The organism is Paraburkholderia sp. RL18-101-BIB-B (assembly GCF_046026985.1).
Taxonomy (GTDB): Bacteria; Pseudomonadota; Gammaproteobacteria; order Burkholderiales; family Burkholderiaceae; genus Paraburkholderia.
Map to the genome: position 1 here is coordinate 61423 of NZ_JARESV010000024.1, position 10617 is coordinate 72039.

At 64.9% G+C, this 10617-nt stretch carries 11 protein-coding genes; 4 read left to right on the top strand and 7 right to left on the bottom strand.

What is annotated here, in order from left to right:
• Positions 1–42 precede the first annotated feature (42 nt).
• The 3 genes from xdhC to guaD all read left to right on the top strand — a co-directional run bounded on the left by xdhC (position 43) and on the right by guaD (position 3649).
• Positions 43–1059, top strand: coding sequence for a xanthine dehydrogenase accessory protein XdhC (gene xdhC, locus P0D73_RS28260; RefSeq protein ID WP_408317139.1), 1017 nt, complete (start codon positions 43–45; stop codon positions 1057–1059).
• A gap of 68 nt (positions 1060–1127) precedes the next feature.
• Positions 1128–2180, top strand: coding sequence for an adenosine deaminase (locus P0D73_RS28265; RefSeq protein ID WP_408433701.1), 1053 nt, complete (start codon positions 1128–1130; stop codon positions 2178–2180).
• Between the two features lie 104 nt (positions 2181–2284).
• Complete coding sequence (gene guaD, locus P0D73_RS28270) at positions 2285–3649, top strand: guanine deaminase (protein WP_408317138.1); 1365 nt, start codon at positions 2285–2287, stop codon at positions 3647–3649.
• An 82-nt stretch (positions 3650–3731) separates the two neighbouring features.
• Here the strand turns inward: guaD and P0D73_RS28275 are convergent, their stop codons facing one another.
• Entirely contained in the window at positions 3732–4976 is a 1245-nt protein-coding gene (locus P0D73_RS28275; RefSeq protein WP_132373476.1) for an NAD(P)/FAD-dependent oxidoreductase, read from the bottom strand.
• Positions 4977–5111: 135 nt separating this feature from the next.
• On the opposite strand from P0D73_RS28275, the gene P0D73_RS28280 reads away from it, so the two are divergent.
• Positions 5112–5840, top strand: a complete 729-nt coding sequence (locus P0D73_RS28280; RefSeq protein WP_408433705.1) for a class I SAM-dependent methyltransferase — start codon at positions 5112–5114, stop codon at positions 5838–5840.
• 118 nt (positions 5841–5958) lie between these two features.
• Here the strand turns inward: P0D73_RS28280 and P0D73_RS28285 are convergent, their stop codons facing one another.
• The 6 genes from P0D73_RS28285 to P0D73_RS28310 are packed head-to-tail and all read right to left on the bottom strand — an operon-like array spanning position 5959 to position 10596.
• Entirely contained in the window at positions 5959–6402 is a 444-nt protein-coding gene (locus P0D73_RS28285; RefSeq protein WP_408180571.1) for an excinuclease ABC subunit A, read from the bottom strand.
• 60 nt (positions 6403–6462) lie between these two features.
• The gene (locus tag P0D73_RS28290) at positions 6463–6885 is read right to left on the bottom strand and encodes a signal peptidase (protein ID WP_408180570.1); all 423 of its coding nucleotides are present in this window, start codon (positions 6883–6885) and stop codon (positions 6463–6465) included.
• Positions 6886–6936: 51 nt separating this feature from the next.
• Positions 6937–8166, bottom strand: a complete 1230-nt coding sequence (locus tag P0D73_RS28295; RefSeq protein WP_408433708.1) for a beta-ketoacyl-[acyl-carrier-protein] synthase family protein — start codon at positions 8164–8166, stop codon at positions 6937–6939.
• On the bottom strand, positions 8163–9389 hold the full coding sequence (locus P0D73_RS28300) for a beta-ketoacyl-ACP synthase (RefSeq protein WP_408317132.1): 1227 nt from the start codon (positions 9387–9389) through the stop codon (positions 8163–8165). Before P0D73_RS28300 ends, P0D73_RS28295 begins: the two co-directional genes overlap by 4 nt.
• Complete coding sequence (locus tag P0D73_RS28305) at positions 9389–10114, bottom strand: 3-ketoacyl-ACP reductase FabG2 (RefSeq protein WP_012434023.1); 726 nt, start codon at positions 10112–10114, stop codon at positions 9389–9391. The genes P0D73_RS28300 and P0D73_RS28305 overlap by 1 nt, the downstream gene beginning before the upstream one ends.
• Complete coding sequence (locus P0D73_RS28310; protein ID WP_408433763.1) at positions 10111–10596, bottom strand: hotdog family protein; 486 nt, start codon at positions 10594–10596, stop codon at positions 10111–10113. The genes P0D73_RS28305 and P0D73_RS28310 overlap by 4 nt, the downstream gene beginning before the upstream one ends.
• Between the last annotated feature and the right edge of the window lie 21 nt (positions 10597–10617).

Here is a 10617-nt window from a genome sequence, read left to right on the forward strand (position 1 = left end):
GCCGCACGGACACCCCGCGCGGCCACGTATGGAGAACGCCGGATGCAGCCCTGGCTACCTGACCTGCAACAACTGCTCGCGCACGGCGATGCCGCCGTGCTGGTGACGGTCGCGCGCGTCGAAGGTTCGGCGCCCCGCGAAGCCGGCACCAAGATGATCGTTACGCGCGATTCGGCGAAGCACACCATCGGCGGCGGACACCTCGAATGGAAAGCCATCGAGACCGCGCGCCAGGTGCTGCGCGACGGCATGCGCTCGCCGCACATGCGCCGCCTGGAGCGCTTCGCGCTCGGCCCGAGCCTCGGGCAATGCTGCGGCGGCGCGGTGATTGTCGCGTTCGAGCGGCTCGACGTGGGCGACCTCGGCTGGATCACGTCGCTGGCGAAACGCGTGGCCGCCGGCCTTTCGACGGTGCGTAGCGTATCATTCGGCCCCGCACCGGATGCGGTGATGCTGTCCGACCCCGAGCCGGGCGTCGACGCCGCTGACTGCCTGCTGTGGGACGGCGCGGGTTTCGACGACAGCGGCGCGCTGCTCACCGAAACCATCGCGCCCGGCGACTTCTCGGTCGTGCTGTTCGGCGCCGGTCACGTGGGCGCCGCGCTGGTTCGCGTGATGGCCACGCTGCCTTGCGTGGTCCGCTGGGTGGACGAACGCGACGCGCAGTTTCCGCCCGCGGAATCGCTGCATGCGCCGAACGTGAAGATCGATCCAAACGACGCCCCCGACGAAGCCATCGACCAGGCCGCGCCGAACACGTACTTCATCGTGATGACGCACAACCATGCGCTCGATCTCGAGTTGGCCGAGCGCATTCTGCGGCGCGGGGACTTCGCGTTCTTCGGCATGATCGGCTCGCACAGCAAGCGCAAGCAGTTCGAACACCGGCTGGCCGCGCGCGGTCTCGATCCGTCGCTGATCGCGCGCATGAAGTGCCCGCTCGGCGTGGACGGCATCGTCGACAAGTCGCCGGAGATCATCGCGATCTCGGCGGCGGCACAGGTGCTTCAGGCCGTCGAGGCGAACGCGGGCATGCATCACGCCACGCAGACGGTTTGAAGCGCGGCACGTCGACACAACGCTTACGCATCCGGCCCGAACCGACTCCAACGAAAACCTGACCGACCATGACTACAACGACCGCTACCCCCACGCCGCTGGCCGAAAAAACCGCCCTGGCACCGAAGGCCGAACTGCATATTCATATCGAGGGCTCGCTCGAACCCGAACTGATCTTCGCGCTCGCCGAGCGCAACGGCGTGAAGCTCACCTACGACTCGATCGAAGCTTTGCGCGCCGCCTATGCGTTCACCGACCTGCAATCGTTCCTCGACATCTACTATGCGGGCGCGAGCGTGCTGCTGCACGAGCAGGACTTCTACGACATGACGATGGCCTACGTCGAGCGCTGCCTCGCCGACAACGTAATTCACAGCGAAATCTTCTTCGACCCGCAGACGCACACCGAGCGCGGCGTGCCGATCGCGACGGTCGTGGCCGGCATTGAACGCGCGCTCGCCGACGCGGAAAAGCGCGGCATGACAAGCAAGCTGATTCTGTGCTTCCTGCGCCACCTGTCCGAAGAAGACGCACTCGCCACTTTCGAAGAAGCGCTGCCTTTGTTCGATCAATACAAGCATCGCCTGATCGGCGTGGGTCTCGATTCGTCGGAACGCGGCCATCCGCCTTCGAAGTTCGAGCGCGTGTTCGCCAAGGCGCGCGCGCTCGGCCTGAAACTCGTCGCCCATGCGGGCGAAGAAGGCCCGCCCTCGTATATCTATGAAGCGCTCGATCTGCTGAAAGTGGACCGCGTCGATCACGGCGTGCGCAGCATCGAAGATCCGGCGCTCGTCGCGCGTCTCGCTGATTCGCGCGTCGCGTTGACCGTGTGTCCGCTGTCGAACCTGAAACTGTGCGTGTTCGACGACCTGACCAAGCACACGCTGAAAGACCTGCTCGATCGCGACGTGGCCGTGACGGTCAATTCCGACGATCCGGCTTACTTCGGCGGCTACGTGAACGCCAACTATTTCGCCACCATCGACGCGTTGAAGCTCAACGATGCCGAGGTCTACACGATCATCCGCAACAGCTTCGAAGCGTCGTTCGTCACGCCCGAGCAACGCAGCGAACTGATCGCGAAGCTCGACGCGCACTGGCACCCAAGCGGTCCGCACTGACGGGCCGATGTATCGCAGCCGGCGGCGGCATGAGCTCATGTGAGAGCCATGATCGAACCGTCGCCCGGACTGTGCAGCTTTCCACAATCGGAGACGGTTTTTCCATGACTCAATCTGCCAACCCGGCCAAAGCAGCCCAATCGGCATTCCGCGCGCAACTGCTGACCTTCAACGGCGATCCCGCGCAATCGCCCAACGCGGCGGTCTTCAATGAGGACGGCCTGCTGATCGTCGAAGACGGCCATGTCGTGGCGGCGGGCGCCTATGCCGCGCTCGCGCCGCAACTCGCGCCCGGCACCCAGGTGCAGGAGATGCGCGACAAGCTGATCGTGCCGGGTTTCATCGATACGCACATTCACTATCCGCAGACGGACATGATCGCGTCGCCGGCGCCGGGTTTGTTGCCGTGGCTCGAGACGTACACGTTCCCGACCGAGCGCCGCTTCACCGATGCGGTCTATGCACGCGACACCGCGAGCTTTTTCGTCGACGAACTGCTGGCGTGCGGCACGACCACGGCGCTCGTGTATTGCACGGTCCATAAGGAATCGGCCGACGCGCTTTTCACCGAGAGCGAAGCGCGTAATCTGCGCATGGTGGCCGGCAAGGTGCTGATGGACCGCAACTGCCCCGAGTTCCTGCGCGACACCGCGCAATCGGGCTACGACGACAGCGCCGAGCTGATCGGCCGTTGGCACAATCGCGGCCGCCAGATGTACGCGCTCACGCCGCGTTTCGCGCCGACCTCGACCGAAGCGCAACTCGAAGCGTGCGGCGTGCTGGCGGGCAAGCACCCGGACATCTTCATCCAGAGCCACGTCGCGGAAAATCACGATGAAGTGAAATGGGTCGCCGATCTGTTCCCCGGTCACCGCAGCTATCTGGACATCTACGATCACTACGGTCTGCTGCGCCGCCGCGCGGTGTACGGCCACTGCATTCACCTCGACGAGGAAGACCGCAAACGCATGGCGCAAACCGGCACGGTCGCCTCGCACTGCCCGACCTCGAACCTGTTCCTCGGCAGCGGCCTGTTCGACTTCGACAAGGCCGATGAAGCCGGCATGCCGATCGCACTGGCGACGGACGTCGGCGGTGGCACGTCGTTCTCGATGCTGCAAACCATGAACGAAGCGCACAAGGTCGCGCGTCTGGGCGGCCATCATCTGACGGCCACGCGCATGTTCTATCTGGCAACGGCCGGCGCGGCCGAAGCGCTCGATCTGGCGGACAAGGTAGGCACGTTGAAGCCGAAGTCGGAAGCGGACTTCGTCGTGCTCGATCCGCGCGCGACGCCGCTGCTCGCGCGCCGCACCGCGCGCACCGAAACGCTGGAGGAACTGTTGTTCGCGTTCGCGCTGCTCGGCGACGATCGTGCGATCTATGAGACGTATGCCGCCGGCAAGCGCGTGCATCGTCGCGACGATATGCGGCGGCATGCGTCGAGCGCGGCCAGGATCGCGGCTTGAGCTGAGTGATTTACGCGGCTGAATGAAGAAACGGCGCTTCAATTTCGAAGCGCCGTTTTTTTGCCCAGCCTTCGCAGCTAGCTCACCGCTGCATGCAAACCTCATGCAACGCATTCAACCGACGCACCGGATCCGCGACATACGGATTCGACTCATCCCACGCATAACCCGCCAGCACCGCGCTGATCATGCGGCGAATCGAAGGCGTCTGGTCCGGATAAAAAATGATGTCCTGCAACGCACCGGAATACCAACGCTCGACGAAAGCGCGGAACGTATCGATCCCCTTGCGCAACGGCACGTCGTAAGCGGCCGACCAGTCGACCTGTGCGCCGTCCAGTTGCCGGTTCAAGGTCTGCACCGCGAGTTGCGCCGAGCGCAGCGCGATCGTCACGCCGGACGAAAATACCGGATCGAGAAACTCGCCCGCATTGCCGAGCAGCGCGTACCCCGGCCCATGCAGACGCTCAACGTTCGCCGCATAGCCACCGATGTGGCGCACCGGCATCAGGAACGGCGCGTTGCCGATCAGGCGGTTGAGCGTCGGCTCCTGCTGGATCAGCGCGCGCAATTTCGTATCGCGCTCCGCCTCCGGCACGTCGAGGAAACTCGCCTCGGCGACACAGCCCACCGACGAACGTCCGCCCGCCAGCGGAATCATCCAGAACCATACATCGCGGTGTTCGGGATGCGTCGCCACGCAAATCTTGTTGCGGTCGGTCATGCCGGCCGGAATGCCGTCCTGCACATGCGTGAAGATCGCGGCGCGCGTCGGCATCCGCGTCGGCGCTTCGAGATTCAGCAGGCGCGGCAAAACGCGCCCGAAGCCGCTTGCGTCGAACACGAAACGCGCTTCGATCTGATAGGCGTGATCCGCTTCGTCGACCACATCGACCAAAGGCGTGACGCCCGGATGAACCGCGCGCACGGTATGGCCGAAGCGCACGTCGGCACCCTGCTCCGCCGCGCAGCGAATCAGAATATCGTCGAATACCGCGCGCTCGACCTGGTAGGTGGTGCCCCAACCCGGCGAATGCTTGTCGCGGAAGTCGAACGCCGACGACTGATCGCGATACACGAAATGCGCGCCGTTCTTGTACTGGAAGCCCGCTTCGACCACGGCCTGCAGCATGCCGGCCTCTTCGAGATAGGCCATGCTCTGCGGCAGCAGGCTCTCGCCGATGGAAAAGCGCGGAAAGTGCTGGCGCTCCAGCACCAGCACGGAACGCCCGGACTTGCGCAGCAATGCAGCCGCGACCGCGCCTGCCGGTCCGGCACCGATGATCACGACATCGACGGTCGTGCGCTTTGACGAATGTGTACTCAAATTTGCCTCAATCGTTTGGCTTGCCCGGAGCAGCGTTTCGCTGCATCCTTACGTCTCGTTACAATTGCACTTCAACGCCCCGACGGGACTCTTCGCGGGGCACAGCAAGAACGCTATTTCGCCGGGGAGCCCAGCGTGTCGCCATCCGAAACATCCAGTGTGCCATTCGTGCCGGAAACCGCTTTCGGGATCTGGTTCCTGCGTACCTACACCTGGGAACATCATGTGCTGCGGGTCGCGATCAACGACCTCAAACGCCTGATCGACACGCCCTTGCCCGAGGCGTCGGTGATCGTCGACGTCGGCTGCGGCCAGGGCATTTCCTTCCGTCTGCTCGCCGAGGCGTTCAAGCCGCGCCGCCTCGTCGGCATCGACTTCCACGAGCCGTCGTTGACGCTTGCCGCTCAGGCAGCGAGCGCCTGCCGCGACAAGCTAGCAGAGATCGAGCTGCTGCACGGCGACTGCGCGAAACTGCCGCTGCCCGACGCGAGCGCCGATATCGTGTTCTGCCATCAAACCTTCCATCACCTCGTCGAACAGGACCGCGCGCTCGCCGAGTTCCGCCGCGTGCTCAAACCGGGCGGCGTGCTGCTGTTCGCCGAATCCACCGACGCGTACATCAAATCGTGGGTGATCCGGCTGCTGTTCCGTCATCCGATGCACGTGCAAAAAAGCGCCGACGGCTACCTCGACATGATCCGCCGCGGCGGCTTCAGCTTCAGCGAGCGCAATGTCTCGCTGCCCTACCTCTGGTGGAGCCGCGCGAAAGACTTCGGTCTTCTCGAACGGCTCGGCCTGACCCATCCGCAACCCGGCAAGCGTCGTGAAACGCTGGTCAATGTGGCGGCGGTCAAAGCCGGTTAATGCGCAGCAAGGCGCGGGCCAGGTGCGGTAAAACAGCGCGAGGCGGCGGCGCGCATGCCGCCTTCCAGCTTTCCTCGCGCGCATACGTACCCCCGTACGGACTTGCGCCGACCAGGTGTTACTTGCGCAACGTCACCACTTCGCCCGTCAACGCGACACCGGCGATCACCGCGCCCGCGCCACAGGTGTACTCAGTCGCGCTCTCACGCAATTCGTTCTTGTAGTTGCTCTTGATATTGATCACCGCGTTGCCGCCTTCCTTGCGCGCGCGTTCCTGCAACTCGATCACCGCCGAGAGGAACACGTGTTGGCAGGCTTGCAAATCGCTCTTGCCGAACGCGTTGGTCTTCTTGTTGGTCGCGAATTCGCCTATCGTCTTCACGACAGACGGATGGCGTTGGCCCGCGAAGTACAGTGCGATGTCTTCGCTCACTTTGCCGGGTTCGCTTTGCAAGGCCTGATCGACCGGATAGTTGTTGACCGTATCGCGGGCAAAAGCCGGCGTGGCGCTCAGCGTGGCAAACGATGCAAACAATGCGGCAAACAGCAGATGGCGTTTCATTGAGACTCCTTGGTGGTTGTTGTTGCTCTGTGAGTTCTATTTCAATCGGCCCGATTCGGCTCAGTTCGATTCCAGCACGACGAGCTGGCCGCTTACGGCGATCGCGGCGGCGCTCGGACTGACGCCGCAAGTGAATTCGGTCGACGAGTTGCTCTCGGTGCTATGAAAACGCGTCGACACATCGATCACGGCATTGGCGTGGCGTTCGCTGGCCGCGGCGCGCAGCTTCTGCACGGCGTCGGCGAGCGCTTCGTGGCAAGCGTCGTCGGGACCGGCGACCTTGCGCGCGATCCGCACGGAGTACGACACGTCGCCCAACCGGCTCTTGACCGCCGGGTGGTCCTGCTGACCGAAATACACCGGCACGTTGCCGCGCGATTGGCCGCCCGCCGCCGCGAGCGGCAGCGACTTCACCTGCGTGGCGCAACCCGCCAGCGTCAGCGCCATGACTGCCAGCGCGCCCAATGCACCTGCTCTTTTCATTCTTATCGCCCTCGTTTTTTTATAAAGTCGCGGCCGTTTTCAGCCGCCCTGTCATGCTTCGAACATCAGGCTCGCGCAACTGCCGCCGAACCCGTACGACACCGACATCGCCGTGCCGATGCGCGCCTCGCGCGTCGTGCGCACGAGCGGCATGCCGTCGAGAGCCGGCTCCCGCGTGTCGATATCCGCCGTGCCCGCGATGAAACCGTCGCGCATCATCAGCAGCGTGTAGATCGCCTCGTGCGCGCCGCACGCGCCGAGCGGATGCCCCGTCATACCCTTGGTCGACGAAAACGCCGGCACGCGATGATCGAACGCCGCGCCGAACACCTCGTTCAACGCATGCAGTTCTTCCAGGTCGCCGAGCGGTGTCGACGGTGCGTGCGTGTTGACGTAGTCAGGCCGTTTGCCCGCTTCGTTCAGCGCGCCGCGCATGGCCCGCGCGATCCCCGCTGCGCGCGGCGTGACCATGCCGCCGCTGTCCGTGCAGTCGCCGAAACCGGTGAGCTCCGCGTAGATCCGCGCGCCGCGTGCAAGCGCGTGATCGAGCGATTCGAGCACCAGCACGCCGCCGCCCGACGCGATCACGAAACCGTCACGCTCCGTGTCGTAGGGACGCGATGCCTTCTGCGGCGTGTCGTTGAAGCGGCGCGACAACGCGCCCATCGCGTCGAACATCAGCGTCATGTTGTCGTGCAGCGACTCGCTGCCGCCGGCCAGCACGATCTGCTGTCGGCCGGTCTGGATCAATTGCATCGCCTGCCCGATCGCGAGCGCCGAAGTCGTGCACGCCGACGACGGTGAATAGCTGACGCCTTCGAGCCCGAATACCTGCGCGACATTGGCCGACGCGGTGCTGCTCATCGCATGCGGCACCGTATACGGCGGCACTTTGTCGACGCCACGGGCATGCGCGATCGCCATGGCCGCGTCGTAAGTGGACATGTTGCCGACGCCCGAACCGATCACCGTGCCCACGCGCGGCGAGCGCAACTGCGCAGCGTCGAGCCCCGCATCGTCGATCGCCTTGCGCGCGGCATGACACGCGAAGCGCGCGGTGTCGCCCATGAAGCGTTCGAGCTTGCGCTCGAACGGCGGCTCGTGCGCGACCGAGGCGACGCCTGCGACCTGCGAGGCGAAGCCACGCTCGCGCCACGCGTCGATCCGCTCGATCCGCGAGCGGCCCTCGCGCAAGGCAGCGGAGACTTCATCGAGCGTATTGCCGAGACACGACACGATGCCCATGCCGGTCACGACCACGCGTTGCAAAGCCACGCTCATCGAACGCGCCTGAAAATCAGCGACGTGTTGATGCCGCCGAACGCGAAGTTGTTGCTCATCACGTATCCGGCGTCCATCTCACGCCCCGTGCCGACGATGTAATCGAGCGACGCGCAGGCCGGATCGACGTTCTCCAGGTTCAAGGTCGGCGCATACCAGTTGCGCTTCATCATCTCGATGGTCCACCACGCTTCGAGCGCGCCGCACGCGCCGAGCGTGTGGCCGACATAGCTCTTGAGCGAGCTGATCGGCATGCGCGCGCCGAAGGTCTGTGCGGTCGCATGGCTTTCGGCAATGTCGCCGCGATCCGTCGAGGTGCCGTGCGCGTTCACATACTCGATCGCTTCAGGCGGCAGTTGGGCGTCGTTGAGCGCGAGTTGCATCGCTAGCGCCATGGTTTCGGCGGTCGGCTGGGTCATATGCGCGCCGTCCGAGTTGCAGCCGAAACCGACGATCTCCGCGTGAATCCGCGCACCGCGCGCCATTGCATGCTCGTATTCCTCGAGCACCAGCGTGGCCGCGCCTTCGCCGACCACGAGGCCGTCACGCGCGGCGTCGAACGGACGCGGCGTCAGATGCGGTTCGTCGTTGCGCGTGCTGGTGGCGTAAAGCGTGTCGAACACGGCGACAGCCGGCCCTGACAGTTCCTCCGCGCCGCCGGCCAGCATCAGCGTCTGCTTGCCGCTCTGGATCGCTTCGTACGCATAGCCGATCGCCTGGCTGCCCGACGCGCACGCACACGAGGTCGGAATGATCCGCCCTTTCAGATCCCAGAACAGGCTGACGTTGACCGCGGTGGTGTGCGGCATCATCTGCACGTAGCTGTTCGACGTGACGTCGCTCATCGAGCCGGTTTCTAGCATCGTGCCGAACGCGCGGATCGGCTGCACCGAACCGGACGACGAACCATACGCGACGCCCATGCGGCCGTCCTTGATGGTGGCATCGTCGGCGAGGCCCGCGTCGGCGAGCGCCAGTTCGCTGGCGCGCACCGAATACATCGACACCGGCCCCATCGAGCGGGTCTTCTTGCGCGGATAATGCGCGGGCGCCGTGAAACCCGGCAACGGACACGCGAGCCGCGTATGCAGCGATTCGAAGTAATCCCACTCGGGCATGCGGCGCACGGCGTTCACGCCGCTCTTCAAACGCGTTTCGATCACGTCCCAGCTATCGCCCAACGCCGTGACGCCGCCCATGCCGGTAATGACGACGCGCTTCATCAGATCATCCCGCCGTTGACGCCGATCACCTGACGCGTGACATACGAGGCCGCATCCGACATCAGGAAGCTGACCACGGACGCCACCTCGGCAGGCTGGCCGACGCGGTTCATCGGCACCGTTTTCAGCGCCTGCTCGAGCGGCATTTCGTCGAGCATGCCGGTCTCGATCAGACCCGGCGCCACGCAATTGACGGTGATGTTGCGCGACGCCAGTTCGACGGCGAGCGCCTTGCTCGCGCCGATCAGGCCGGCCTTCGCCGCGCTGTAGTTGACCTGGCCGCGGTTGCCCATCACGCCGGACACCGAAGCGATGGTGACGATGCGGCCGCCCTTGCGGGCGCGCACCATCGGCATGGTCAACGGATGGACGACGTTATAGAACGAGTCGAGACCGGTTTCGATCACGATGTCCCAATCTTCCTCGGTGAGCGCGGGGAACGCGGCGTCGCGCGTCACGCCCGCGCTGCACACGATGCCGTAGTACGGGCCGTGCGCCGCGACGTCCGCTTCGAGTACTTCGCGGCACACGGCGCGCTCGCGCACGTCGAACTGCAGCACGCGCGCCGTGCCGCCCTGCGCGGCGATGCCCGTCGCAACCGCGTCCGCTTCACTGCGTCCCGTGCGGCAGTGCACGGATACCGCGAAGCCGTCGGCAGCCAACTTGTACGCAATCGCGCGGCCGATGCCGCGGCTTGCGCCGGTAACGAGAACACGCCGGCTCATGAACTGAAACCCCCTTCGATGAATGACTGAAAATCGCGCGGTTGAAAAACCTTGATGACGGCTTCGGCGCAACTCGCGTCGCCGTGCCGGATCGTGCATTCGTAAGCGCCGTGGCCCTCTTCGCTGCGCAGCAGTTCCGCGACGTGGATCGAGAGCTGCGCGCCGCCCGCGAACGACGGCTGCAATGCCTTGTAGCTGCGCGAGCCGAGCAGCACGCCGGGCCGCGCGCGGCCGCCGCCGCGCATGGCCAGCAACGCGACGTGCGCGGCGATCGCCTGCGCCATCAGTTCGATGCCGATCCACGCGGGCATGGCGCCGTCGGCGTCGGCATACCATGCGTCCGCGCGCACCGTGGCGCGCGCGCTGAGCGTTTCTTCGCTGAACGTGTCCACGGCGTCGATCAGCAACATGGTGCCGCGATGCGGGATGATCGCTTCGATCGGCTGCTGGACCAGTTCGTCAACGGTGGGCGTCGGGTTCATCGCTTGGTTCATCGGGCAACT

What these genes read in the sequence shown, in the direction of transcription:
- P0D73_RS28310 (WP_408433763.1), bottom strand. Translation starts at nt 10,596, where the DNA reads ATGAACCCGACGCCCACCGTTGACGAACTGGTCCAGCAGCCGATCGAA.
- guaD (WP_408317138.1), top strand. Translation starts at nt 2,285, where the DNA reads ATGACTCAATCTGCCAACCCGGCCAAAGCAGCCCAATCGGCATTCCGC.
- P0D73_RS28305 (WP_012434023.1), bottom strand. Translation starts at nt 10,114, where the DNA reads ATGAGCCGGCGTGTTCTCGTTACCGGCGCAAGCCGCGGCATCGGCCGC.
- P0D73_RS28300 (WP_408317132.1), bottom strand. Translation starts at nt 9,389, where the DNA reads ATGAAGCGCGTCGTCATTACCGGCATGGGCGGCGTCACGGCGTTGGGC.
- P0D73_RS28265 (WP_408433701.1), top strand. Translation starts at nt 1,128, where the DNA reads ATGACTACAACGACCGCTACCCCCACGCCGCTGGCCGAAAAAACCGCC.
- P0D73_RS28295 (WP_408433708.1), bottom strand. Translation starts at nt 8,166, where the DNA reads ATGAGCGTGGCTTTGCAACGCGTGGTCGTGACCGGCATGGGCATCGTG.
- P0D73_RS28290 (WP_408180570.1), bottom strand. Translation starts at nt 6,885, where the DNA reads ATGAAAAGAGCAGGTGCATTGGGCGCGCTGGCAGTCATGGCGCTGACG.
- P0D73_RS28285 (WP_408180571.1), bottom strand. Translation starts at nt 6,402, where the DNA reads ATGAAACGCCATCTGCTGTTTGCCGCATTGTTTGCATCGTTTGCCACG.
- xdhC (WP_408317139.1), top strand. Translation starts at nt 43, where the DNA reads ATGCAGCCCTGGCTACCTGACCTGCAACAACTGCTCGCGCACGGCGAT.